Raw genomic sequence first — 26,033 nt, forward strand, 5'->3', positions numbered from 1 at the left:
GCCCGAGCTCAATCCAAAGAGCGCAAAATGTCCTGATAGCAATGATCAGTTTGACTGAACTTTCAGTAACCGGGCATCGTTGCCGGGTGAAAATGGTATACTCTGCCCAACTTTTTAAATGTCCCGACAGCCAGGCCGAAAGCCCGATGACCGAACAGACTCCCAGCGATTTCCGATCTTCTGCCATCCGCGCCATCCGCATCGAGCGCGACGCCATTGATGCCCTTGAGGGCCGGATCGACGACCAGTTCACGCGGGCCTGTGAAGTTATCATGAACTGCAAGGGCCGCGTGGTCGTGACCGGCATGGGGAAATCCGGCCACATTGGCAACAAGATTGCTGCCACCCTGGCCAGTACCGGCACACCATCGTTTTTCGTGCATCCCGGTGAGGCAAGCCACGGCGATATGGGCATGATCACGCCTCAGGATGTGGTGATCGCCATTTCCAATAGCGGCAACACCAGCGAGGTGATCACCATTCTGCCGCTGATCAAACGCATGGGCGCCCCACTGATCAGCATGACTGGCAATTCCAACTCCACCCTGGCCCGGGAAGCCGTCGCCAACCTGGACGTCAGTGTCATGGTGGAAGCCTGCCCCCTGGGCCTGGCGCCCACCTCCTCAACAACGGCCACCCTGGTCATGGGCGATGCACTGGCAGTCGCCCTGCTTGAGGCCCGCGGCTTCAGTGCCGAGGATTTTGCGTTCTCCCATCCCGGTGGCAGCCTGGGACGCCGGCTGCTGCTCCGGGTGTCCGACATCATGCACACCGGTGACCAGATTCCGGTGGTCAATGAGGGAACGCTCTTGAGTGGCGCACTTCTTGAGATCTCCCGAAAAGGCCTCGGCATGACCACCGTTGTCAACGAAGAAGGCACTCTTACCGGAATATTTACGGACGGTGACCTGCGCCGGACTCTTGATCGATCGGTGGATATCCATAATACGCCTATCAATGAGGTGATGACCCGGAATGGCAAAACCATCCAGGCCGACCACCTGGCGGCGGAAGCGCTGAATATCATGGAGGAAATGAAGATCAACGCCCTGCCGGTAACGGACGATGGCGGCGCCCTCATTGGCGCCATCAATATGCACGATCTGCTACGGGCCGGCGTAATCTAGGGGCTATGAGGAGCTATTTGACATGAAGCACCAATGGCCGGACTCCCTGCTGGCAAAAGCCGCCAAAATCCGCCTGATTGCCCTGGATGTCGACGGTATCATGAGCGATGGCAAGCTTTACTTCAGCGCCAACGGTGATGAACTGAAGGCATTCAACATTCTGGACGGTCTGGGATTGAAACAGCTTATGTCAGCCGGCATTACCGTGGCCGTTATTACCGGCCGCCGGTCGCCATTGACCGAGAAGCGCATGCGGGATCTGGGCATCCCGCACCTGATGCAGGGCCGCGAGGACAAGAAAGTAGCCCTGCAGGAACTCGTCAGCACCATGGATATCAGCCCCGAAGCCATCGCCTATATGGGCGACGACCTTCCAGACCTGCCGGCGTTGAGGTTCGCCGGGCTCGGCATCACCGTGCCCAATGGCTACTGGCTGGTGCAGCAACATGCCGACTACTGCACCCATGCCCGGGGTGGCGAAGGGGCGGTGCGGGAAGCCTGCGACCTGCTGCTGACTGCCCATGGCAAGCTTGATTCTGCCCTTGCGCCCTACCTGGAGCCCGAGGCATGAACTGGCTCCCGGACCGGCCCTGGCTGCGAACACTGGCACTCGCCGGCACCGTGGTGGCAGCGGTCTTTTTGCTCTGGCAAAGCGATGAGCCACCGGTCATTGATGATGATGCCGCGGCGCTGCGAGGCGATGCCGAGCCAGACGGCTTCGTGGTGAATGGCAAGTACACATCCTTCAACGAATCGGGCAACCTGAAGATCCGGTTCTCCAGCCCCCGCATTGAACAGTTCGAGGAAGGTAACCTGGCCACCATGGAATCTCCCCGCGCCGAACTTTATGGCGGCGAGAGTGCCCTGCCCTGGATTGTTGAAGCCGAGAATGGCAGCCTGCTGCAGAACCAGAATCTGGTGTACCTGACGGACAATGTCCGGATTCAGCGCACTATTGGCGAACGGGACGCCACCCTGACAACATCAAGCCTGACCCTGGATAACGACCGGGGCATGGTTTATACAGACGCACCCGTAGAAATACGCGACGTTACCGGCATTACCCGGGCCACGGGCATGAAAGCGTGGATAGACGAGCGGATTCTGGAACTGAACTCCCAGGTGGAAGGACGCTATGAAACCGGAAACTAACCGATACCGGAGCCTGCTGGCCGCTCTGCTGACGGTCGCAATGATCGGCCCGGCGGCCGCTTTCGATCTTGATTCCGACACCCCCATCAAGGTCACCGCCGACAATGCCCGCCTGGATGACGGCCAGGGTATTGCCACCTACACCGGGACTGTGGAGCTCGAGCAGGGCAACACCCGCCTGAGTGCGGACCGTGTGGTGCTGTATCGCACAGAAGACGGCCTGAGCCGGATCGAAGCCTCTGGCACTCCTGCCAGGTACCGGCAGCCGGCGCGGGATGGCGAGAGCGAAACCGATGCCCGTGCAATGAACATTACCTGGTCGGCTACAGACAGCCGACTGACCTTTGAACGGGAAGCAGTCATCGAGCAGAATGGCAACCTGTTCCGTGGCGACGTCATTCACTATGATACCGCTGGTCGGGTTGTCACCGCTGAAGGCGGGGCAGACGCTGGCGAGGGTGGCGGCCGTGTCGAGATGGTGATTCAGCCACGCAGCGCCGACAGACGCACTGATAGACAGGAAACCGATGGCAGTTCTGAGAGCCAGTAATCTGGCAAAGAGTTACAAACAGAAAAAAGTGGTAATCGACGTTTCCCTGGAAATCCGCAGTGGGGAAATTGTCGGGCTGCTTGGCCCCAACGGCGCCGGTAAAACCACCTGCTTCTATATGATCGTCGGGCTGGTCCCTGCTGATCGTGGCCGTATCACGATCGACAGCCGGGATATTACGCCCCTGCCCATGCACGGCCGAGCCCGCCAGGGTATTGGTTACCTGCCCCAGGAAGCCTCGGTGTTCCGCAAACTGTCGGTACGCGACAATATCATGGCCATCCTCGAAACCCGCCAGGGTATGGGCAAGGCCGAGCGGGAGAAAAAACTCGAGGAGTTATTGGAGGAGTTCCACATAACCCACATCCGGGACAGCGTTGGTATGGCCCTGTCCGGCGGTGAACGGCGACGGGTAGAGATTGCCCGGGCGCTGGCCATGGAACCGGCCTTCATTCTTCTGGATGAACCCTTCGCCGGTGTCGACCCCATATCCGTCAGTGATATCAAGCACATCATCCGGCACCTGCGGGACAAAGGTATCGGAGTATTGATTACCGATCATAACGTGCGAGAAACCCTGGACATCTGCGAAAACGCCTACATTGTGTCCGGCGGCCATATCATCGCCTCTGGCAATGCCGATGCGATCCTGGCCAACCAGCAAGTCAAGGAAGTCTACCTGGGCGACGAATTCAGGCTGTGACACCGAATGGCTCATTGTTTTGATGATCTGTAGCAAGTAAACTCGGCAAAGAACTTGCTAGGGTAAAATAAAACTACGGCAAGTAACCGGCATATATAGATTTTTTCACGACTTATGACACAAAGCGCTGATGAGTGACGGATCCTGAACCATGGTTATGAAAGCCTCCTTACAGTTAAAGCTGGGTCAGAGCCTGACCATGACGCCCCAGCTGCAACAGGCTATCCGGCTTCTCCAGCTCTCCACCCTCGACCTCCAGCAGGAAATCCAGCAGGCACTGGAATCAAACCCAATGCTGGAGACTTCCGAGGACGACGATCAGAACGATGCAGCTACAGAGAACGATGAGCGCGAAGCCAACGCCACCGAATCAGCTGCTGAAACCGCGCCGGAACCGTCCAGCGACTGGGACGAATCGGAAAACGGCCCGGACTGGTCTTCTGAAAACGACATCCCGGACAACATTCCGGACGACCTGCCGGTAGACACTGCCTGGGACGACATATACCAGTCTGCACCCGCCCCGGCCGCCCGCAATGACGACGAAAACGATCACGATTTCGAAACCCGAAACTCGCCCACCGAAACACTTCAGGATCACCTGGAATGGCAGCTCAATCTGACCCCGCTGAGTGAACGGGACCAGGCCATTGCCCATGCCCTGATGGACGCGGTGGATGAGCGGGGCTATCTCACCAGCCCGCTGGAGGAAATCCACGCCGGACTGCTGGATGAGAACGAGGAAGACCCTCTTGAACTGGATGAAGTGGAGGCCGTCCTGCACCGCCTGCAGCACTTTGATCCGCCCGGTGTGTTTGCCCGGGACCTTCAGGAATGCCTGCTGATCCAGCTCAACCAGCTGCCGCCAGACACGCCCTGGCTGGCCCAGGCGCGACTGGTGATCACCCATTACATTAACCTGCTGGGCAACCGGGACTACGCACAGTTGCTGCGCCGCAGCCGCCTGAAAGAGGATCAGCTCAGGGAAGTCCTGGCATTGATCACCGGTCTGAACCCGCGGCCGGGTGACGTCATTGACCGCGCCGAACCCGACTACGTCATTCCGGATGTCATCGTTCGCAAGCACAATGGCCGCTGGCGCGTTGAACTGAATCCGGAAATTGCACCACGCATCCGGGTCAATGCCAGCTATGCTTCACTTATAAGGCGTGCGGACAGCAGTGCAGACAACACCTACCTGCGTGATCAGTTGCAGGAGGCCAAATGGTTTATCAAGAGCCTGCAGAGCCGCAATGAGACCCTGCTGAAAGTGGCGACCCGTATTGTCGAGCACCAGCAGGGATTCCTGGATCACGGCGAGGAAGCCATGAAGCCGTTGATCCTCTCGGACATCGCCCAGGCGGTAGAAATGCATGAATCGACGATTTCACGGGTAACCACCCAGAAATACATGCATACGCCCCGGGGCATTTTCGAGCTGAAGTATTTCTTCTCCAGCCATGTCAGCACTGACGAGGGTGGAGAATGCTCCTCCACGGCCATACGCGCGATGATCAAGAAACTGATTGCGGCGGAAACGCCCAAAAAGCCGTTGAGCGACAGTAAAATTGCAGCCATGCTAGGGGAACAGGGAATCAAGGTTGCGCGACGCACCGTTGCCAAGTACCGGGAGGCCATGCACATTCCGCCGTCCAACGAGCGCAAGCGGCTGGTTTGAATACCCCGGGGCGGGACGCAACACCGTATTCGCCGGCGCACAATGCGCCAGCACCCAGACCGGCTCCCGGGAGCCGGCATGATGACAACAGGAGACGCCTATGCAACTCAATATTTCAGGCCATCACGTAGAACTGACTCCCGCACTGAAGGATTATGTTTCCGAGAAGTTCGAAAAGCTCGAGCGTCACTTTGACCACATCAGTAACTGCCAGGTGACCCTGGAAGTGGAAAAGGTGCGTCAGATTGCGGAAGCCACGTTGCATGTGGTTGGTGGTGAGATTCACGCAAAGGCAGAAAACGAGGATATGTACGCAGCCATCGATGCCCTCATCGACAAGCTGGACCGCCAGATTCTCAAGCACAAGGAAAAGAATGTAGACCGGATGCACGGAAACGGCTCTCGCTAACTGGCTGTTTTCATGCAATTCATCTAATCGAGCTGCGACATGAGCAACATGTCGCAGCCTTTTTTTTAACGGAAACGCAGTCGATCCATGAGCGACACATCCCTGACCATAGACAACATTCTTGCGCCGGAGCTCACCCTCTGCAGGGTAGCTGCGTCCAGCAAGAAACGGGCCCTGGAGTTTATTGCCGAGCAGATAAACCATCAGGACAACACGCTCAGCGAGACCCAGCTTTTCAACAACCTGATTTCCCGTGAGCGCCTGGGCAGCACCGGCATTGGCCAGGGAATCGCCATTCCCCACTGCCGCCTGGAAGGCCTTGATCACGTGGTGGGCGTACTGATGACGCTTGAAGAAAGCGTTGAATTCGATGCTATCGACAATCAGCCGGTGGATCTGATTTTTGCCCTGATCGTCCCAAAAGAGGCAACCAGCGAACACCTGGAGCTGCTGAGCCAACTGGCGGAGAAGTTCAATGAGCGGTCGTTCTGTGATCGCCTCCGGCAATGCGAGGACGCCAGCACGCTGTACCAGCGCATGACCGCCTCAGGCGGCTGATATTCATTGCAGTGGAGGTAGTTTGGTCATGAAGCTGATCATCGTCAGTGGCAGGTCTGGTTCAGGCAAGAGTACCGCGCTTCATGTGCTGGAGGACCTCGGGTTCTATTGTATCGACAATCTTCCCATTGGCCTGCTTTTCCCCCTCACCCGGGAAGCGGCCAGCCAGACCAAGCCTGGCCGGCTGGGCAAGATGGCCGTCAGTATCGATGCCCGCAACCTTTCCGGTGAACTGGCCAATTTCGAAGAAATTTACCGACGCCTTCAGGAGACCGGGGTTACCGTTGAAATTATCTTCCTGGATGCCGACGAGCAGTCTCTGCTTCAGCGTTTCCATGCCACCCGCAGAAAGCATCCGCTGAGTGACGACAGGACCTCCCTGCGGGAAGCCATTACCAGCGAGAAGAAGCTTCTTGAGCCGCTCTCCAAGCTTTCCGACCTGTATGTGAACACCACGGGCATGTCCATGTACGAACTCCGGGACATGGTGAAGCAACGGGTGGTTGGCCGGAAAGACCAGGAACTGGCCCTGCTATTCCAGTCGTTCGGCTTCAAACACGGTGTTCCGCTGGATTCCGATTACGTATTCGATGTCCGATGCCTGCCGAACCCCTACTGGGATACGAGCCTCCGGAAATACGTGGGTACGGATCAGCCAGTGATCGAATTTCTGGAAAAAGAACCGGCAAGCCGGAAAATGATTGATGATCTGAAGGCATTTCTGGATACCTGGCTGCCTTCCTTCGCAGACAGCAACCGAAGCTATATGACCATTTCCATTGGCTGTACCGGCGGCCAGCACCGGTCGGTGTATGTGTGCGAGCAGTTGGGTGAGCACTTCCGGCAACGTTACAACAATGTGCAGGTGCGCCATACCGAACTGCCACACCTGCAGACCCGGGAAGAGATCTGATCGCACCATGATTCGCCGCCCGATTACCATTATCAACAAACTGGGCCTGCATGCGCGCGCCACCGCAAAGCTGGTTGCCACGGCGTCCGAGTTTGATAGCAGCGTGCGAATAAGCGGCAAGGGCCGGGATGTGGACGCAAAGAACATCATGCAGGTGATGATGCTGGCAGCCAGCCAGGGAACCGATGTGGAGCTAATTGCCGACGGTCCGGACGAGGAACAGGCCGTTGAGGCACTGGTTGAACTGATCAACGACTATTTCGGCGAGGGCGAGTAATCCCCCTTCCGTACGGCATTCACCTACAACTCTTTCTCACCGATAGCGCCTAACTCCGCTATAATACAGGCGTTTTCTGACGCCGGGTGATTCATGACCGATATTCTGGAAAAAAGCCAGGCCCGCCAGCGCCTTCGCTCCCTGAGCGAAGCCCTGGACAGTGGCGCACTGAAGCAGGTTGCCCGCATCCTGAACGGTGGCCTGAGCCCCAGTGATATTGCCCATCTGCTGGAATCCTCCCCGCCCCGGCAGCGTGCCCTGCTGTGGAACCTCGTCGACAAGCAGCTGGAAGGGGAAGTCCTCCAGTACCTGAGCGACGATATCCGTGGTTACTTCCTGAGCCAGCTGAACGCCCAAGAACTGGCGGATATTATCGAGGATTTCGAGTCGGACGACCTGGCCGACTTGCTGCAGCAACTGCCGGACACGGTGATCCAGGAAGTACTGGACACCATGGACGAGCAGGACCGCCAGCGGGTGGAGGAAGTGCTCTCCTATCCGGAGGACACCGCAGGCGGCCTGATGAACACGGACACCATTACGGTGCGCCCGGACATCAGCATTGACGTTGTACTGCGTTACCTGCGCAGGCACCGCACCCTGCCACCCATGACCGACAGCCTGATCGTGGTCAGCCGGCGGGATGATTTCATTGGCATGCTGCCCATTACCAAAATGCTGGTATCCAACCCCGCTTCCACCGTGCGGGAAGTGATGGATACCGACATCGAGCCTATTCCCGTAAGCCTCTCCGACACCAAGGTAGCGACATTGTTTGAACGCTACGACCTGATCTCGGCGCCGGTGGTGAACGAGGAAGGCCGACTGCTGGGGCGCATCACCATCGATGACGTGGTTGACGTTATCCGGGAGGATGCGGACCACTCACTGATGAGTATGGCGGGTCTGGACGAAGACGAGGACACCTTTGCGCCGGTCTGGAAGACATCGCGCCGCCGTGCCATCTGGCTGGGGATCAACCTGATCACCGCCCTGATCGCATCGGCTGTGATCGGGTTATTCGAGGAAACCATCGCCAAGGTCGTGGCCCTGGCGGTACTAATGCCCATCGTCGCAAGCATGGGCGGCATTGCGGGCAGTCAGACCCTTACCCTCGTCATCCGCGGCATGGCTGTGGGGCAGATCAGCGGTGCCAACGTCCGCTGGTTGCTGAACCGGGAGTTCCTCTCGGGCATCATGAACGGAATGCTCTGGGCCGCCGTTGTAGCCGGCGCCGCGATGCTCTGGTTCCAGGATGTGCTGATCGGTGCCATCATCGCCGCCGCACTGGTGATCAATCTGGTTGCCGCGGCGCTGGTGGGCACGGTTCTGCCACTATTTCTCAAATCGCGTAATATCGACCCGGCCCTGGCAGGCAGCGTGATTCTCACGACCGTTACGGACGTAGTCGGGTTCATGGCCTTTCTTGGCCTTGCGACGATTTTCTACGCCTAGCAATGTGTCGGATTACGCTTCGCTAATCCGACCTACGGTTGGCGCGGATTTCTATGCTTGATCGGGTGTCGGATTACGCTTCGCTAATCCGACCTACGGTTGGGTGCTCTTTTTTTGTAGGTCGGGTTAGCGCAGCGTAACCCGACAATCAGGCTGAACTTATGAAAGACGACAACGAAACACCAGAATACGACGGTCCCAGCAAATCCCAGCTGAAACGGGAAATGCACGCCCTGCAGGATCTCGGCAAACGGATGCTGGACCTGAGCAACGACCAACTGGAAACGCTGCCGATCAGCGACACCCTTCTCGCTGCGATAGAAGAATCCCGGCGTATCCGCCAGAACGAGGCCAAACGCCGGCACCTGCAATATATCGGCAAAGTCATCCGCCAGGAGGACGATCCCGAGGCCCTGGCGAAAGCCATAGACGCCTTTGATGCCGGTAGCGAGGAACACACCCGCAGGCATCACCTGGCGGAGCGCTGGCGGGACCGAATGATTGCCGAGGGCGACTCAGTCGTTGGCGAATTCTTCAGCTACTGCCCCAGCGCCGATATGCAGCATCTGCGCAACCTTGCCCGCAACGCCCGGAAGGATGTGGAGAAACAGAAGAACACCGGCCAGGCCCGGAAACTGTTCCGCTATCTTCGCGAATGCATCGACGACGCCGAGGCCATGTGAGCGTTTGAATCAGCCTTTGAGCCGACGGTGCTCCCACACAGGCATACGGGTGCGCAGATTGGCTACCTGATCTGAATCCAGCTCGGCGGCAACCACGCCCGGCCCTTCGCCCATTTCCGTGACCACCCGGCCCCAGGGATCACAGATCAGACTGTGGCCATAGGTCCGCCGGCGCTCGCTGTTCTGGCCACCCTGGCCCGGCGCCACTACCCATACCTGGTTTTCGATGGCTCGCGCCCGGATCAACGGATACCAGTGGGCGTCGCCGGTCTGCCAGGTAAAGGCGCTCGGCAGGCAAACCCAGTCCACTTCCTGCTCTCGCAATAACCGGAACAGTTCCGGGAAGCGCAAGTCGTAACAGATAGCCAGGCCCAGCTTTCCGGCGGGCGTATCCACGGTCACCACCTGGTCGCCAGGTTCGAATGTGTCGGATTCCCGGTACTGACCATGGGCGTCTTCTACCATGGCATCGAACAGGTGGATTTTGTCGTAGCGGGCAACTTCCCTGCCCTGGTCGTCAAACACCAGACAGGTTGCCCGGACACGATCGCCGATCTCTGAACCATCCGGTCGCTTGGCCACAGGCATTGATCCGCCAACGATCCAGATTCCCAGTTTTCGGGCCTGTTCCGCGAGGAATGATCGGATGATGGGTTCCGGGCCCGCTTCCCGGCGACCACAATCAATCATCTGGGAAGTGGCCAGGACCGCGAAGTTTTCCGGCAGAACCGCAACAGACGCGCCCTCTGCGGCGGCCTCGGTCAGCAGTTTTTCCGCTTCGGCCAGGTTGGCCTCAATATCATGGCCGCTGACCATCTGAATGGCTGCGACCCGGTTGGAAACACGCTTACTCATAACTGCCTCCACTATTGCCGAACAGAAAAATCACTCGCCGGTATCAAATACCCGCTGCAGATCCACTTCAGGCTCATCCCATGTACCAGTCACACTGTACGTTGCGCTGGTCAGCTTGCTCAGAGGATCGCCCAGAATCTTGTCCAGCACAAACAGGGCGCCGCCAATCGGCGCTCCGGCCCCCATAAGCAAAGCGGCCAGGGGCAAGTTCTGGGTCAGAGGTAACACTACCACAAGCCGCATATCCAGCTCCTCCCTGGCCATGTTGGTTGTGCCGCTAAGTTTGAAGGCTCCCGAAGGGCCGACAATCTGCAACTCCGGATCCATGGTCAGCAATCCATTAATGATCTGCGCCTTGCCCGAGATCGCGTCAAAGGCCACCCCCCGTTCGTACAGATCAGAGAAGTCGAGCTTCAGCCGGCGCCAGAGGGTGTCGGAGTTCAGCAGATTGAAAACCCGGAACAATTGGGCCGTGTTGTTTCGCTCAAGGATCACGCCCTCATCCAGCCTCAGGCTTACAGAGCCACTGAGTTCCGGGATGGAAAACTCATCCGGGCGGCCGGGCCAGTCCAGATCCAGCTCGATATTGGTACCCTCGTTGGTGACCGGCATTTCTGCATTCAACAATTCATTCAGATCCGCCAGGGCGCCGCCGGTGATTGAACCCTTGAACCGGCTGGTTTCGCGGTCTCCGACTATGCTCCAGGTCATATCTCCCAGCAGTGTCAGGGAATTGAGGCGACCCTCAATGTCGTTCACTTTCAGCCGGAAGGGTTCGGGACGAAGCCCGAAAGCCCATTGACCGAGGGATTCCTCGTTCAGCTGAAGCTCAGCGATCGACACATCAATATCCGGCCAGCTGCCCATGTCCAGCGCCCGGAAGGCTTCCAATTGCTCTTCCAGCGTCAGTAGTTCGGGCGAATCATCACTGGGTGTCTCGCTGCGAACGAGCCGTAGCACCTGAAAATCGGCCTTCACCGTATCGCCGTTCTGCGGGATTACCAGCCGGCCTTCGGCGCGTTGCGAACGGGTGTTAACCACCCATCGGTCATCAAGATCGAGCGCATTGATATCGATGTCGGTCAGCGCCTGGTTACCAAGATAAAGGCGACCCAGGCGCAGATCGAATCCGGTTTCTTTCCACAACAGATCGAACGTGGCCCGGTTTTCCCAATCACCGGTAATGCCGAGACCGCCAGAAGCCGATGGATTGATGGTTGCCCGCAGCGGCGCGGCCTCACTCGCCGCTTTTGACAGAGGTTCCGGCCAGTCCACCGACAAGCCCTCAAGGCTGGAGCGCACCCGAATGCCGGATGTTGACTGGGCCCCCACATCCAGTTCGGCGATATAGGCAACCTTGCCCTGCAGGCCAAATCCGGAGTCGGTTGACAGCCCTGCTTTGGCGAACACGCCGGGTACCGGGAGCGAGCCGGACTGGCGGATGCTGAGTGCATTGCCGGCGCGGGCCTTGCTGAAGTCTATGGCTACCGGCTCACCGAAAAACTCCGCCGTCAGGGGACCACCCGAGAATCCGTCTTCACTGTGATAGGCCAGCTCACCACGAACCGATTGCCAGGCCAGCCCCGCAGCCGGATAGGTTACGGAGCCCTCCTCAACGGCAATGTTGGCCTCAACCACAGGCGGCTGTTCCGAGCCCAGCGGTAGATCAATGCCCAGATCCAGCTGATACTCACCACCATATTGCAGCTTCTGGGCCTCTGTCCCTGCCATATCACCCAACGGGCTGTTTGCCATCCAGTAACCAACCGACTCCCCGGGCACCAGTGCCGAGGTGTCCACTCTTATCCGGGTGCCTTGATCGGAGGGAATCACGCGAACCGTTCCGGGATCGAGATCCAGGCCCCCGGTCCGGCCGGCTTCAAGACGGACCAGGGTGTTCCCATTGTGAACCCTGACATTGCCCCGGGCACCAGTGACTTCCGGCCATGCGTCATCATAGCGGACGGATGCCTGATCAAATTCATAGATCATGGAGGTGACAAAAGCCCCCTTCGGCGCATCCGAGCCTATCTGGCCGTGGCCAAAGAAGGTCCCCGAAGTGATATCTGCTTCGAGAATGGCCGTGGTAAGCCAATCATATAGCCCGGGGTCGACGGCTTTGACCGGAACAAAATCCGCCAGCATTCCGGCGTTGCCGTTTTTTACTGAAACCCTGAGGCCAAGGTTATCCTCGCCCTCGCGGTCCATTCTCAGGTCAAAAGCACCGTCGAGCTCTGTGGCTTCGCCATAGCGCATCTGAACACCGTCCGAAAACACGCGGGTAATGGGGCCATCCAGTTGCCATGCCACCTGGCCGTCCAGTTTCGGAAATGACCACGCGCCAGCGAAAAGCTCCGGGAATTCGAGTGAGGCAGGCGACTCTCCGGCTGCAACGCGAACATATCCCTTTTGTCGGTCGAGAAAGATGTCTCCGTTGACCGAGGCGACGCCCGGTGCACCGCCGTGGGCCCGGATGCTGACCTCGCGCAAACGTCCCGAGAGTTCAAAGTCCTCTGGGGTGCCCTCCGGAAAGAATATTTTCAGTTGATCCAGAAAGCCACCGGGCCGATAGTTGCGCAAAGCTCTGAGTGCACGCTCCGGCAATATCGGGAGCCTGGCCGCCAGGCGGCGGGTAGGCGCGAGCGGCAGGGCGTCGGCAATGACGGACATACCCCCTTCAGAGGGTGCCAGGCGGAGACTGAAGGGAGAAACCACGTCCCCGTCCCAGGTCCATTGGAGCTGCTTCAGATGCCACTCCCCGAGGGCTAAGGCGCCGGACTCAACCACTGTCTCATCGGTCATCACCGTATCGTGGCGACGCCAGCCAAATCTTGCCTGGATGTCTTCCAGGGGCGCCAGGGATTCATACCCGACACCCAGTTGCAGGTAGGGTGTTTGAACCGTTCCGGTCACCTGTTGCAGAAGGCCATTGCGGAACGTCAGCCAGGCCTCACCGCCAAGATCAAACCCCTCCACCCGGAGCGTCCGCCACTGGTACTCGTCGATGAGTCCATCAAACAGCCGGCCGGAATCCACATCAAGGTACAGCTGACCGGTAAAGTCGCCCCTGAAAAAGTGCCGGCCTACGAGGGCAAAGCTGGCCAGCTGCTGGGTGGTTCCCGACTGCATGGCGCGGCCCGATGCATGGAAAAGCCCACGGCGGTAATCCAGGTCCAGTTGGGGAATATCCAGGTGGCGTAGATTGCCCTGATTGTCCCGGATGCCCAGATTGACGCGGGTAATCTTCACGTAGGGGTCAGACAGCCAGTTGCCGGCAAGCTCCAGCCACTCCTGCAACTGATTGCTCACCGGTTCCGGTATTTCTGCCCCTCTGACAGCGACATCGCCACCCCGCTCCTGATTGACGGTCAGCTCCAGGCCGTCTGCCTGAAAATCCTCAAAGACGATTCTCAGACGGGTCAACGAGGCGAGCGCATCAAAGCGGATATTCAGATGCTGGAGGTTGGCAACAACAACGCCGGTGTCAGGATGGCTGACCTGAATATCGCGGGCTGTGAATGCAGGATCTAGCCAGTACCATTGGGAGGAAAGACGTCCGATACTGACATCATGGCCCAGTCGATCTGACAGCTCCCGAGCCAGATCATCGCGAAAGCTGTCCACATTCTGTGTCAGCTGGCGACCGAGCCCGGCATAAAGGGCCAGGAGCACCAGCAGCGCCAACAGCATCCACCAGATCAGGCTGGCCAGCCGCGCCAATAGCCGAACCGGAGGGCTCTCAGGCAAGTTCTCCGGAAGCGGCGGTTCGTGATCAGCAGAGGACATCCGGGCCCCTTAATCCAGTAACCGGCGCAGTTTCCCGGGCTCAGAGCAGAACAACATCGTACTGCTCCTGGCTGTAGAACGGCTCCACCTGGAAGCGAATGGTCTTGCTGATGAAGGTTTCAAGATCGGCGACGTTGTCGGATTCTTCATCCAGCAGGCGATCCACCACACTCTGGGACGCCATCACAAGATAGCTTTCGGCATCGTAGGCGCGATTGACCCGGAGAATTTCCCGGAAAACTTCATAGCACACGGTTTCCGTGGTTTTCAGGAAACCGCGTCCGTCGCAGATCGGGCAGGGTTCACAAAGCACCTGGCCGAGGCTCTCGGTGGTACGCTTGCGGGTCATTTCCACTAGGCCCAGCTCGGACACCCCGGTGATCTTGGTCTTGGCGTGATCCCGCTCAAGCATTTTCTCCAGCATCCGGTGCACCTGACGCTGATGCTCCGGGTCTTCCATGTCGATAAAATCGATGATGATTATGCCGCCCAGATTCCGCAGACGCAGTTGACGGCTGATGGCCCTGGCGGCCTCCAGATTGGTCTTGAAGATGGTCTCTTCCAGGTTCCTGTGCCCCACAAACGCGCCGGTATTGATATCGATGGTGGTCATGGCCTCGGTCTGATCGATGATCACATAACCACCCGACTTGAGCTGGACCTTTCGGCTCAGGGCTTTCTGGATTTCATCTTCCACCGAGTACAAGTCAAAGATGGGCCGCTCGCCCGGGTAGTACTCGACCTTGTCGGCAAATTCCGTAACGAACTCTTCGACAAACTCCATCACCCGCTGATGACTCTCCCGGCTGTCGATGCGTACCTTTTCAGTCTGCGGCCGGATCAGGTCCCGGATTGTGCGGATGAACAGAGGCAGGTCCTGGTAGACCACGGCAGGTGCCTGAACCCGGGAAATCCGCTCATGGATGGACTGGCTTAACCGGTGCAGGTAAGCCATGTCGCCGATCAGATCTTCCGGAGGGGCTGCTTCTGCGGCCGTCCGGATAATATAACCACCCTGAACGTCTTCATCTTCCGCTGCTGCCTCTTCAACCAGGGTTTTCAGGCGCGCCCGCTCCGCGTCGTCCTCAATCCGCTGGGAAATACCGACGTGGCTGACACCGGGCATGAAAACCAGATACCGGGACGGGATTGAAAGCTGGGTGGTCAAGCGGGCGCCCTTGGTGCCGATCGGGTCCTTGGTAACCTGAACCACCAGGGACTGCCCCTCTCGAAGTAAACTGCGGATATCGGGAACGGTTTTGGGGGTGTCGGCAGGCTCATCGCCATTGGACTGACTCGGAACCACATCGGAGGCATGGATAAATGCAGCCCGTTCCAGACCAATATCGACGAACGCCGCTTCCATGCCCGGCAAAACACGCACTACTTTGCCCTTGTAGATGTTCCCGACAATGCCTTTCCTGCTGGTACGCTCTATGTAGGCTTCCTGCAGCATGCCGTTTTCTACGAGGGCCACCCGCGTTTCCACCGGGGTGACGTTGATAAGAATCTCTTCACTCATAATGTTTGGCTCTCCAGACTGCGCGGCCAGTTTTTCCAGACCGGGTAACCGGCACCAGCCAGCAATGCGGCGGTTTCCTGCAGCGGCAGACCAACCACGGCACTGTAGCTACCCCGTAGCTCATTAACAAAAATACCACCAAGGCCCTGAATTCCATAACTTCCGGCCTTGTCCATGGGTTCGCCGCTGGCCACGTAGGCTTCGATCTCTACAGTAGAAAGCTCCCTGAAACATACCTCGGTAATGACCAGAACCGACTGGCACTGCCCTTCAGTGGCCAGCGCCACGGCAGTCATTACCTGGTGGGTGGCACCGGAGAGGCGGACCAGCGTTTCCCGGGCATCGGCCGGGTCTGTCGGCTTACCGAGTATTTTGCCTTCGAGCACCACGGAGGTATCTGACCCCAGAACCAGGCATTCCGGCGAAGACCCGGCCACAGCCAGCGCCTTCTCCCGGGCTAATCGTTCCACATAGTGTTCCGGGGTTTCATCGGGCTCTGGTGTTTCGTCGATGTCTGCAGGACGAACCGAGAAATTCAGGCCGATTTGCTGCAACAGCTCCGCCCGGCGCGGCGAAGCCGAAGCGAGAATGATTGATGGCATGGCTAACCCAGTTTGCGGTTAATGTTGTCCAGCAAAATACAGAATACCGGCCATACCAGCGCGCTGGTCAGGGCCGGCCAGAGATAGCTGAAACCGGCATCGTCGGCACCCAGCAGCTGCTTCACGAAATGCACCAGCATCTGATTGATGCCCAGCAACAGGAACACCATCAGGCACTGCTGGGGCATCGGATACATACGCAACCGTTGATGAATGGTGAGTACCAGAAAGGCGATCAGCGCCATGGCCATGGCATTCACGCCAAGGGGTGTGGCTTCCAGCACATCGAGCAGCAGGCCCAGGCACCACGCCAGCAGGATGCCAAACTGGGCCGGAGCCCTGAATGTCCAGTAGAAAACAACGAGCCCCAGCCACTCCGGGCGGAATTCGAACCACCCCATCGGGAACAGGGAAATGCTGAACACCAGGGCAACAACCACTGAGAGCACGAAAACCGGGTAGCTGATTACCGATAACATCAGTCCTGCCCTCCCTGGCTGTTTTCTGCGCCAGCGTTGGCAGCAGACTCGCCCTCATCGGTCTCGGCCTCTGCCAAAGAGGCGTTCTCAGGAGGAAAAACCACCAGCACCAGACGGCTCTGGTTCAGCTGCGCCTTGGGAGTGGCTTCGATAGACACAAAGGGTTCGCCCGGCTCCTTGGAAATGCGGCTGACTTCGGCGACCGGATAGCCCCTCGGAAACCGGCCACCAAGGCCGGAGCTGACCAGCAGATCGCCTTCACGGATATCGGCCGTATCCGGCACATGAACGAGATCCAGGGTATCGGTATCGCCGGTGCCCAGCAGGATTGCCCGCAAACCGTTGCGCACTACCTCCACCGGCACTGCGTGGCTGCTGTCGGAGACCAGCAGCACGCGAGAGGTGATCTGGCTGCTCTGCACCACCTGCCCCATCAGACCATGGGCATCAAGAATGGCCTGACCTGCCGACAAGCCGTCGCTGCGACCCTTGTTGATGATAATTTCATGGGAAAAAGGATCCGGGGAGACACCGACTACCTCACCCACAATAACCCGGTCATCGAGCACTTCGGAGGAGTTCATCAGGCGGCGAAGTTCGTTGTTTTCAGACGCAAGAGCGGCGTATTTCAGGGCACGACGTTCGAGAATCAGCAAACGGGCCCGGAGATCTTCGTTCTCTTCCTGAAGATCCTGTTTGTTTTCAAACAGTCCGGCAACCCAGTCAGTGAACTCGTAGGGTGCATTGCCCAGCCAGTACACTGGCGCCAGGCCGGTTGCGATGGTACTTCGCACGGTTGAGAGCTTGTCGAAACGCGCATCGGCAACCACCAGGGCTGCCGATACGAGTAGAACAATGAGGAGTCTGAAGCCGGGAACAGGCCCCTGGACGAAGATGGTTTTAATGGCGAGCCCTCCCCACAGGATTATCCCTCCTGGGAGAACATTCCGATGCCACCCCGATCAATCACTTCCAGCGCCTTGCCGCCACCACGGGCAACACAGGTCAGCGGGTCTTCAGCGATGATCACCGGCAGCCCGGTTTCTTCGCTGATCAGCTTGTCCAGCCCGCGCAGCAGTGCGCCGCCACCGGTCAGAACGATACCGCGCTCAGCAATATCGGACGCCAGTTCGGGCGGAGACTGCTCAAGAGCGCTTTTGACGGTCTGAACGATCTGCGCCAGGGATTCCTGCAGCGCGTCGAGAATTTCTTCGCTGTTGAGGGTGAATGCCCGGGGGACACCCTCGGCCAGGTTGCGGCCACGAACATCGATCTCGCGAATCTCGAGGCCTTCGTAAGCACAGCCGATTTCGTGCTTGATTCGCTCGGCGGTGGAGTCACCGATCAGGCTGCCGTAGTTGCGGCGCACGTAGGTAACAATGGCTTCGTCGAACTTATCGCCGCCAACCCGCACGGATTCTGCGTAAACGATGCCGTTCAGGGAGATAATGGCGATTTCGGTAGTACCACCACCAATGTCGACGATCATGGAGCCGCTGGCTTCTTCGACCGGCAGGCCGGCACCGATGGCGGCGGCCATGGGCTCTTCGATCAGGAAGACTTCCCGGGCGCCGGCACCAAGTGCGGACTCTCGAATGGCCTTGCGCTCTACCTGGGTGGACTTGCTGGGTACACACACCAGCACCCTCGGGCTCGGGGTAATGAAGCTGTTCTCATGCACCTTATGGATAAAGTGCTGGAGCATTTTTTCGGTTACCACAAAATCTGCAATCACGCCGTCTTTCATGGGGCGGATGGCGGTGATGTTGCCCGGTGTACGGCCGAGCATGCGCTTGGCTTCGGCGCCGACAGCGGCAACCATTTTCTGGGAGTTGTTGGTGCGAATGGCCACTACCGAGGGCTCGTTCAGCACGATTCCGCGCTCACGCACGTAGATCAGGGTGTTGGCGGTGCCCAGGTCGATGGACAGATCGCTGGAGAAGATGCCTCGGAGTCTTTTTATCAACATTCGTGTAGTTTCAACCTGAGAGTTGCAGTCGCAAAGAAAAGATGCGGCAACTTTAGCAGTGAGCACCCCTGCAGGCAAGGCGCGAACGGGCCTCACGCCTTACGGTTCACACATTTACCTTATGGGCTGGGGCCTCCCGCCATTGTTCGAATCTGTTACCATACTCGCTTTGGTTTTCTGGCCTTGGTGAAGGGCCATTCGGGGAATCCTTTTCAAAACACGCTACGAGCACCCGCAAGCGGGTCCGGACAGCAATCACAGATTGCAGTCGCGGCGCGGCACGCGAAGCTTCGCTTCTAAAACGTTTGCTTCGCCCATGTGGGCTTGTTTCGGGCCGTCCCTGGCCCTCAACAGTTTTGAAAGGGAATCTCCGACCGGCCCCGAACTTCAGAAGTGCCTTCAATCTCTAAAGATTTATTACCGACATTTCATTTATCTGGGAGGCAATGCGTGACCATTTCCCGTGAGGACATTGAGAAAGTCGCTGTGCTCGCCCGCATTCGTGTGGATGACGAGCAGGTTTCGGCTCTGGAGAAGGATCTGGGAAATATCCTGGATCTGGTGGATCAGTTGGGTGCTGCCGACACCGATTCGGTTGAGCCCATGGCCCATCCGCTGAATGCGGTCCAGCGCCTGCGCGCTGACGAGGTAACCGAGACCAATCAGCGGGAGGCGTTCCAGGCGATTGCGCCGGCTACCGAGAACGGGCTTTATCTGGTTCCCCGAGTGATTGAGTGAAAGGACAAGTCATGCATAACAAATCCGTAGCAGAGCTTTCCCGGGAGCTGGAGAGCGGCCAGGTTTCCAGCGTGGAGCTGACCCAGGAGTTCCTCGACCGCATCAAGCGGGAAGATTCGAAGTACAACAGCTTTATTACCGTGACCGAAGAGCAGGCCCTGGCCGATGCCCGGGTCGCGGATGAGCAGCGGGCGGCTGGGAATGCGACGCCCTGGACGGGGGTTCCGTTCGCGCACAAGGACATTTTCTGTACCAACGGCGTGCGGACCACTTGCGGTTCGAAGATGCTGGAGAACTTTGTTCCGCCCTATGATGCCACCGTTACGGCGAATTTCCGCCAGGCGGGTGCGGTGTGCCTGGGCAAGACCAACATGGACGAATTCGCCATGGGGTCGTCCAACGAGAACAGTTTTTTTGGCGCAGTGACCAACCCCTGGGGATTGAATGAGGGCAACAAGCGAGTGCCGGGCGGTTCGTCTGGCGGGTCGGCTGCGGCGGTTGCTGCTCGACTGGTCCCGGCGGCTACCGCCACGGATACCGGCGGCTCGATCCGTCAGCCAGCGGCACTGTGTGGTGTTACCGGGCTGAAGCCGACTTATGGCCGGGTGTCCCGGTACGGGATGATTGCCTTTGCGTCCAGCCTGGACCAGGGCGGCACTATTGCCCGGAGCGCAGAGGACAATGCGCTGATGCTGAATGTGATGGCAGGCTTTGATCCGAAGGACTCAACGTCGATTGACCGCGAGGTGCCGGATTACACGGCCACATTGAACGAGCCACTGAAGGGCCTGAAGATCGGCCTGCCGAAGGAGTACTTCAGCGACCAGCTCAGCCCGGCGATGGAGCAGCAGGTTCGCAACGCGGTAGCCGAATACGAGAAGCTGGGCGCCACCGTTAAGGAGGTGTCGCTGCCCAACGCGAAGCTGGCGATTGCGGCCTATTACGTGATTGCGCCGGCAGAAGCCTCCGCCAACCTGTCACGGTTTGACGGTGTGCGTTATGGCTACCGCTGCGAGGATCCCAAGGATCTGTTGGATCTTTACACCCGCTCCCGCGCGGAGGGTTTTGGTGCCGAGGTGAAACGTCGGATTCTGGTTGGCACCTACGCCCTCTCTGCCGGCTATTTTGATGCCTATTACCTCAAGGCCCAGAAGGTTCGCCGGCTGATCCAGCAGGATTTCATCAATGCCTTCAAGGAAGTGGACGTGCTGATGAGCCCGACCACGCCCTCGCCTGCCTTCATTCAGGGCGAGAAGACCAGTGATCCTGTGACCATGTACCTGGAAGACGTGTTTACCATCGCCATCAACCTGGCGGGCGTTCCGGCCATGTCGGTACCGGCTGGTTTCGTGGACGGTCTGCCGGTGGGTTTGCAGATCATCGGGGATTATTTTTCTGAGGCACGTTTGCTGAACGCCGCCCATCAATTCCAGCAGGTGACCGACTGGCACCAGCGTGAACCGCAATAAGCCCGGGACAGGAGAACGAGTATGCAGTGGGACGTTGTGATCGGGCTGGAAATTCACGTTCAGCTCGCCACCAAGACCAAGATTTTTTCCGGCTCCAGCACCGCTTACGGCGCCGAGCCCAACACCCAGGCCAATGCCGTTGACCTGGCCATGCCCGGCACTCTGCCGGTGCCAAACGAGCAGGCGTTCCGCTATGCGGTCATGTTCGGCCTGGCAGTGAACGCCGAGATCGAGCGCCGATCGGTTTTCGAGCGGAAGAACTATTTCTACCCGGATCTGCCCAAGGGCTACCAGACCACTCAGCTGGAGCGGCCGATTGTCGGTCCCGGTTACGTGGATATTGATCTGCCGAACGGTGGGACCAAGCGCGTTCGCATTCACCACGCCCACCTGGAAGAGGATGCCGGAAAATCCCTGCATGAGGATTTCCATGGCATGACTGGCGTCGACCTGAACCGGGCCGGCACACCGCTGATCGAGGTGGTCACGGAACCGGACATGAACAACGCGGAAGAAGCCGTAGCATTTGCGAAAAAGCTGCACGGCATCGTGACATCCCTGGGCATCTGCGACGGCGACATGTCCCAGGGCTCCATGCGTTTCGACGTGAATATTTCGTTGAAACCGAAGGGGTCCGACACTCTGGGCACACGTACCGAAACCAAGAACCTGAACTCGTTCCGGTTCATGGAGCAGGCTATCGCCCACGAAGTCGAGCGGCAAATGGACGTTCTGGAAGACGGCGGCAGCATAGTGCAGGAAACCCGCCTGTATAACGGCGACCGTGACGAATCCCGCTCCATGCGCACCAAGGAAGAAGCCAACGACTACCGCTACTTCCCCTGCCCGGACCTGCTGCCGGTGGAAATCGATGATTCCTTTATTGAGGAAGCTCGCAACAGCCTTCCGGAACTGCCGGACGCTCGCAAAGCCCGCTTTATGGAGCAGTACGGTCTGAATGACTACGACGCCGGCCTGCTAAGCGGCGACTCGAAACTGGCCACTTTCTTTGAGGAAGCTGCCAGCCAGGGCAAAGACGCAAAACTGGTCGCCAACTGGATCCAGGGCGAATTCTCTGCGCGCCTGAATGCGGAAGAGAAATCGGTTGCCGACTCGCCCATCAGCGGCGCTCAGCTGGGCGATCTGGTGGTACGGATTGCCGACAACACGATCTCATCCGCCGGCGCCAAGAAAGTCTTCGAGGCGCTATGGTCCGGTGAGAACGACAGCGTTGACGCCATCATCGATGCCAAGGGTCTGAAGCAGGTGTCTGACACAGGTGCTCTGGAAGCCATGGTGGATGAGGTTCTGGCAGGTATGCCGGATCAGGTGGCGCAATACCAGAACGAAGAAGACCCCAAGAAGCGCAAGAAGATGCTTGGTGGCTTTATGGGGCCGCTGATGAAGGCCTCGAAGGGTCAAGGGAACCCGAAGCTGTTCAATGAGATTCTTGTTCGCAAGCTTGGGGGGTGACCCCTTTGGCTTGGGTCGTGGTTTCTGGCTTCGGCCCTAGCCTGTTTGGTTCGGGGGGCAGCCCTGGCAGGTCACTTCTCCCGAAAACCGCTACGAGCACATCCATGTGCGCTTGGCTGTGGCCATCCATGGCCACAGACATTTTCGGGAGAAGTGACCTGCCACGGCGTGATACCCCGCAGGAAACGCCGGCAAGAACACACCGTAGGTCGGATTAGCGAAGCGTAATCCGACATCTTTGAACGGCCGACTCCTTTGTCGGATTACGGCTACGCCTAATCCGACCTACTGGTCTGACGCTTTGTTGAATTGGGCTGCGCTCAGTGGACAAGCTTGCTGCCTATCCCCGATAGTTCTGAGGCCTTGGCGGGGTGTGCCTCCCAAAAATGTCGGCGGCCAAGGATGGCCGACGCCAAGCGCACATGGATGTGCTCGTAGCGGTTTTTGGGAGGCACACCCCGCCGAGGCCCACCCCCACATTCAGAAGGCTAGGTGCCCAAGCCGATCAAAGAAGCCGAGCCCAAAGATCGTGCTCATCGGCATGCTCAACAACCGCCTGAACGATTTCGCCTGGCACAAGGTCGGTCTCATCGTTGAGGTAAACCATGCCGTCGATTTCTGGCGCATCGGCCTTTGAGCGACCAATGGCGCCTTCCTCATCGACCTCATCAATCAGCACGTCGATCGTCTGGCCGATTTTGGCCTGAAGGCGGGCAGCGGAGATCTCTGCCTGTTTTTCCATGAACCGGGCCAGGCGCTCTTCTTTTACTTCCTCCGGAACCGCACCCTCCAGTTCGTTGGCTTTGGCGCCTTCGACCGGGCTGTATTTGAACGCGCCAACACGATCCAGTTGAGCCTCGTCGAGCCAGTCCAGCAGGTACTGGAAGTCTTCCTCGGTTTCACCAGGGAAGCCGACGATGAAGGTGGAGCGGATGGTGAGCTCGGGGCAGATTTCCCGCCACTTGCGGATGCGTTCCAGGGTTTTGCTGTCGTGGGCCGGGCGTTTCATGGCCTTGAGGACTTTCGGGCTGGCGTGCTGGAACGGGATATCCAGGTACGGAAGGATCTTGCCTTCGGCCATGAGGGGAATGATGTCATCCACGTGGGGATACGGGTAAACGTAGTGCAGGCGCACCCACACGCCCATTTCACCGAGGGCTTCGCAGAGGGACTGCATTTTGGTCTTTAACGGACGCCCTTGCCAGAAGCCGGTGCGGTACTTGGTGTCAACGCCGTAGGCCGAGGTGTCCTGGGAGATCACCAACAGCTCTTTCACACCTGCGTCCACCAGGCGCTGGGCCTCATCCATCACATCGCCGATGGGCCGGCTGACCAGGTCGCCGCGCATGGAGGGGATGATGCAGAAGGTGCAGCGGTGGTTGCAGCCCTCGGAGATTTTAAGGTACGCATAATGCCTCGGGGTCAGTTTGATGCCCTGGGGCGGAACCAGATCGGTAAAGGGGTCGTGTTGTTTCTTCTGGGGAACAAACTGATGAACTGCGCCGACCACCTCTTCGTAGGCGTGGGGGCCGGAAACGGCCAATACACCGGGGTGAGTGTCGCGAATCTTGTCGGCTTCCACACCCATACACCCGGTGACAATCACCTTGCCGTTTTCGCTGATGGCCTCGCCGATGGCATCCAGGGATTCCTGTTTGGCGGCATCGATAAAGCCGCAGGTGTTCACTACAACGATATCAGCGTCGTTATAGGTGGGCACGACATCGTAACCGTCCAGCCTCAGTTGAGTGAGGATGCGTTCGGAGTCTACGAGAGCCTTGGGGCAGCCGAGGCTGATGAAACCGACTTTGCCGTTACCGGAAGCGACGGGGTTCTGGGTGTTATCTGTCATAAAAGGTTTGGAATTCCCGGAGCTCTGCGCGAGCCCACAAATGAATGAAGGGCGGTATTTTACACCAGCTACGGGACCGGCTGCAGCAAAAGTCCGACCAGCAAATCCATAGGAATAATCTGACAGACGTCAAAATTTGTGACGTCTTGTTCAGAAAGATTTAACAAATCTGCCACTATAGACGGCAGGCTTCTTGCTGATCACAAAGTAAACAACTACACTTTCATGCGTTTAAGTGTTTTTCTGGAAGAGATTTATGGGAAAGGCAGCCTCATTTGCAACCAGACACGCCAGAAGAGTCAACATGAAACCTGTCGCCGCCAAACTGAATTTGCGCAACCAACAGCGGGTGGACGTAGCCACCGACATTACTATTGAGAAACCGGACGGCTGCTGCCTGACCTGTTCGGTGTCCAATCTCTCCCGCACCGGCGTGATGATTTCCTGTAACCAGGAAACGGTGAAGCAGCTCATCCCCGAGCAAAAGGCGCCGGCTCCCGGCAACTGGATTGCCGTGAAGACGCGGTTCGCCGTACCGGTGGTTGCCACACAGCCAGTCTCTATTATTGCCGATGGCAATATTGTCCACATGCGACGTATCGCACGGGATGAATTTCAGCTCGGCATCCAGTTCGCAGAGTTTGAAGGCAACGGCTTCGATTACGTCGACCGCTACGTCGCCAAGTTGTTGGCCGACTCCCGCAATCCGGCCTGAGCTTCCAGCCACGGTTCCCTTAAGCCCAGAGCCCGCCACTGCTATATTGTTATAACGCCAATGTCTAGTTGGCCGTCTTCTTATGCCCTTACCCCCTCTGGTATAGTTGCCGTATTCATTCGCATAGCCAAACGGCCCGCACGGCGGCAACGGATTATCATGACCACATACAACCTCACGCACCTGAAACAGCTGGAAGCGGAAAGCATCCACATCATCCGGGAAGTGGCAGCCGAGTTCGACAATCCGGTAATGCTGTACTCCATCGGCAAGGATTCCGCGGTAATGCTCCATCTGGCCCTGAAGGCCTTCTACCCGGGCAAACCACCCTTCCCGTTGATGCACATTGATACCACCTGGAAATTCCGGGACATGATCAAGTTCCGGGACAACGTCGCTGAGAAGTTTGGCCTCGACCTGATCGTGCACACCAACCAGGAAGGCGTGGACCAAGGAATCGGGCCGTTTACTCACGGTAGCGCGAAGCATACTGATGTCATGAAAACCCAGGCCCTGAAACAGGCGCTGGACAAGTACAAGTTCGACGCAGCCTTCGGCGGTGCCCGCCGCGACGAGGAAAAATCCCGGGCCAAGGAACGCGTGTATTCGTTCCGGGATGAATACCATCGCTGGGACCCCAAGAACCAGCGGCCGGAGCTGTGGAACATCTACAACGGCAAGATCAACAAGGGCGAGAGTATCCGGGTATTTCCGCTGTCCAACTGGACGGAACTGGATATCTGGCAATACATCTACCGTGAGAACATCGACATCGTTCCGCTCTACTATGCCGCCGAACGCCCGGTAGTTGAGCGCGATGGCACCCTGATCATGGTGGACGACGACCGCATGCCATTGAAGGAAGGCGAGAAACCGATGATGAAATCGGTCCGCTTCCGAACACTGGGCTGCTACCCGCTGACGGGCGCCATCGAATCCGAAGCCAACACGCTTCCGGACATTATCCAGGAGATGTTGCTGGCCAAGAGCTCCGAGCGCCAGGGTCGGGTAATTGACCACGATTCAGCCGGCTCCATGGAACAGAAAAAGCGGGAAGGGTATTTCTAA

General features: G+C 58.2%; 25 protein-coding genes. 17 read left to right on the forward strand and 8 right to left on the reverse strand.

Annotated features, from left to right (window positions below):
• Window positions 1-146: 146 nt before the first annotated feature.
• The 12 genes from ACO06L_RS06895 to yjgA all read left to right on the forward strand — a co-directional run bounded on the left by ACO06L_RS06895 (window position 147) and on the right by yjgA (window position 9,505).
• The gene (locus ACO06L_RS06895; RefSeq protein ID WP_064228996.1) at window positions 147-1,127 is read left to right on the forward strand and encodes a KpsF/GutQ family sugar-phosphate isomerase; all 981 of its coding nucleotides are present in this window, start codon (window positions 147-149) and stop codon (window positions 1,125-1,127) included.
• A 22-nt stretch (window positions 1,128-1,149) separates the two neighbouring features.
• A complete protein-coding gene (kdsC, locus tag ACO06L_RS06900; RefSeq protein WP_202346977.1) occupies window positions 1,150-1,698 on the forward strand; it encodes a 3-deoxy-manno-octulosonate-8-phosphatase KdsC in 549 nt (182 codons plus the stop codon).
• Window positions 1,695-2,279 (forward strand): LPS export ABC transporter periplasmic protein LptC, encoded by a 585-nt coding sequence (gene lptC, locus ACO06L_RS06905; protein WP_064228691.1) that lies wholly within the window; start codon window positions 1,695-1,697, stop codon window positions 2,277-2,279. Before kdsC ends, lptC begins: the two co-directional genes overlap by 4 nt.
• Window positions 2,263-2,829 (forward strand): lipopolysaccharide transport periplasmic protein LptA, encoded by a 567-nt coding sequence (lptA, locus tag ACO06L_RS06910; protein WP_202346978.1) that lies wholly within the window; start codon window positions 2,263-2,265, stop codon window positions 2,827-2,829. Before lptC ends, lptA begins: the two co-directional genes overlap by 17 nt.
• Window positions 2,807-3,532, forward strand: coding sequence for an LPS export ABC transporter ATP-binding protein (gene lptB / locus ACO06L_RS06915; protein WP_064228689.1), 726 nt, complete (start codon window positions 2,807-2,809; stop codon window positions 3,530-3,532). Before lptA ends, lptB begins: the two co-directional genes overlap by 23 nt.
• 157 nt (window positions 3,533-3,689) lie before the next feature.
• Window positions 3,690-5,210, forward strand: a complete 1,521-nt coding sequence (locus ACO06L_RS06920; RefSeq protein ID WP_202347022.1) for an RNA polymerase factor sigma-54 — start codon at window positions 3,690-3,692, stop codon at window positions 5,208-5,210.
• 100 nt (window positions 5,211-5,310) lie between these two features.
• The gene (gene hpf / locus ACO06L_RS06925) at window positions 5,311-5,619 is read left to right on the forward strand and encodes a ribosome hibernation promoting factor (RefSeq protein ID WP_008170154.1); all 309 of its coding nucleotides are present in this window, start codon (window positions 5,311-5,313) and stop codon (window positions 5,617-5,619) included.
• A gap of 87 nt (window positions 5,620-5,706) precedes the next feature.
• Window positions 5,707-6,177, forward strand: coding sequence for a PTS IIA-like nitrogen regulatory protein PtsN (gene ptsN, locus ACO06L_RS06930; protein ID WP_014577742.1), 471 nt, complete (start codon window positions 5,707-5,709; stop codon window positions 6,175-6,177).
• 28 nt (window positions 6,178-6,205) lie between these two features.
• Window positions 6,206-7,090 carry an RNase adapter RapZ gene (gene rapZ / locus ACO06L_RS06935; protein ID WP_202346979.1) on the forward strand — a complete coding sequence of 295 codons (885 nt, stop codon included), beginning with the start codon at window positions 6,206-6,208 and terminating at the stop codon, window positions 7,088-7,090.
• Window positions 7,091-7,097: 7 nt separating this feature from the next.
• On the forward strand, window positions 7,098-7,367 hold the full coding sequence (locus ACO06L_RS06940) for an HPr family phosphocarrier protein (protein WP_064228687.1): 270 nt from the start codon (window positions 7,098-7,100) through the stop codon (window positions 7,365-7,367).
• A gap of 93 nt (window positions 7,368-7,460) precedes the next feature.
• Window positions 7,461-8,822: a magnesium transporter gene (mgtE, locus tag ACO06L_RS06945; protein ID WP_064228686.1), complete on the forward strand. Its 1,362-nt coding sequence runs from the start codon at window positions 7,461-7,463 to the stop codon at window positions 8,820-8,822.
• Between the two features lie 161 nt (window positions 8,823-8,983).
• Entirely contained in the window at window positions 8,984-9,505 is a 522-nt protein-coding gene (yjgA, locus tag ACO06L_RS06950) for a ribosome biogenesis factor YjgA (protein WP_202346980.1), read from the forward strand.
• A gap of 9 nt (window positions 9,506-9,514) precedes the next feature.
• Here yjgA and ACO06L_RS06955 read toward each other — a convergent pair whose 3' ends face one another.
• From ACO06L_RS06955 to ACO06L_RS06985, 7 genes are read right to left on the reverse strand one after another with little or no spacing between them, the layout of a single operon-like run.
• A complete protein-coding gene (locus ACO06L_RS06955) occupies window positions 9,515-10,360 on the reverse strand; it encodes a carbon-nitrogen hydrolase family protein (protein ID WP_202346981.1) in 846 nt (281 codons plus the stop codon).
• Between the two features lie 30 nt (window positions 10,361-10,390).
• Window positions 10,391-14,146 (reverse strand): YhdP family protein, encoded by a 3,756-nt coding sequence (locus tag ACO06L_RS06960; RefSeq protein WP_202346982.1) that lies wholly within the window; start codon window positions 14,144-14,146, stop codon window positions 10,391-10,393.
• Window positions 14,147-14,186: 40 nt separating this feature from the next.
• Complete coding sequence (rng, locus tag ACO06L_RS06965) at window positions 14,187-15,668, reverse strand: ribonuclease G (protein WP_064228682.1); 1,482 nt, start codon at window positions 15,666-15,668, stop codon at window positions 14,187-14,189.
• A complete protein-coding gene (locus tag ACO06L_RS06970; protein ID WP_202346983.1) occupies window positions 15,665-16,270 on the reverse strand; it encodes a Maf family protein in 606 nt (201 codons plus the stop codon). The genes rng and ACO06L_RS06970 overlap by 4 nt, the downstream gene beginning before the upstream one ends.
• Window positions 16,271-16,272: 2 nt before the next feature.
• Entirely contained in the window at window positions 16,273-16,749 is a 477-nt protein-coding gene (gene mreD / locus ACO06L_RS06975; protein ID WP_202346984.1) for a rod shape-determining protein MreD, read from the reverse strand.
• The gene (gene mreC, locus ACO06L_RS06980) at window positions 16,749-17,672 is read right to left on the reverse strand and encodes a rod shape-determining protein MreC (RefSeq protein ID WP_227715869.1); all 924 of its coding nucleotides are present in this window, start codon (window positions 17,670-17,672) and stop codon (window positions 16,749-16,751) included. Before mreC ends, mreD begins: the two co-directional genes overlap by 1 nt.
• 2 nt (window positions 17,673-17,674) lie before the next feature.
• A complete protein-coding gene (locus ACO06L_RS06985; RefSeq protein ID WP_008170134.1) occupies window positions 17,675-18,715 on the reverse strand; it encodes a rod shape-determining protein in 1,041 nt (346 codons plus the stop codon).
• A 453-nt stretch (window positions 18,716-19,168) separates the two neighbouring features.
• Between ACO06L_RS06985 and gatC the strand changes: the two genes are divergently transcribed.
• From gatC to gatB, 3 genes are read left to right on the forward strand one after another with little or no spacing between them, the layout of a single operon-like run.
• Entirely contained in the window at window positions 19,169-19,456 is a 288-nt protein-coding gene (gene gatC / locus ACO06L_RS06990; RefSeq protein ID WP_008170132.1) for an Asp-tRNA(Asn)/Glu-tRNA(Gln) amidotransferase subunit GatC, read from the forward strand.
• Between the two features lie 11 nt (window positions 19,457-19,467).
• Entirely contained in the window at window positions 19,468-20,925 is a 1,458-nt protein-coding gene (gatA, locus tag ACO06L_RS06995; protein ID WP_202346985.1) for an Asp-tRNA(Asn)/Glu-tRNA(Gln) amidotransferase subunit GatA, read from the forward strand.
• 21 nt (window positions 20,926-20,946) lie between these two features.
• A complete protein-coding gene (gene gatB / locus ACO06L_RS07000) occupies window positions 20,947-22,398 on the forward strand; it encodes an Asp-tRNA(Asn)/Glu-tRNA(Gln) amidotransferase subunit GatB (protein ID WP_202346986.1) in 1,452 nt (483 codons plus the stop codon).
• A gap of 505 nt (window positions 22,399-22,903) precedes the next feature.
• Here gatB and rimO read toward each other — a convergent pair.
• The gene (rimO, locus tag ACO06L_RS07005) at window positions 22,904-24,250 is read right to left on the reverse strand and encodes a 30S ribosomal protein S12 methylthiotransferase RimO (protein WP_202346987.1); all 1,347 of its coding nucleotides are present in this window, start codon (window positions 24,248-24,250) and stop codon (window positions 22,904-22,906) included.
• A gap of 304 nt (window positions 24,251-24,554) precedes the next feature.
• Between rimO and ACO06L_RS07010 the strand changes: the two genes are divergently transcribed.
• Window positions 24,555-24,965 (forward strand): PilZ domain-containing protein, encoded by a 411-nt coding sequence (locus ACO06L_RS07010; RefSeq protein ID WP_202346988.1) that lies wholly within the window; start codon window positions 24,555-24,557, stop codon window positions 24,963-24,965.
• A gap of 159 nt (window positions 24,966-25,124) precedes the next feature.
• Entirely contained in the window at window positions 25,125-26,033 is a 909-nt protein-coding gene (gene cysD, locus ACO06L_RS07015; protein ID WP_202346989.1) for a sulfate adenylyltransferase subunit CysD, read from the forward strand.

It is taken from the genome of Marinobacter sp. (assembly GCF_965229985.1).
Classification (GTDB): Bacteria; Pseudomonadota; Gammaproteobacteria; order Pseudomonadales; family Oleiphilaceae; genus Marinobacter.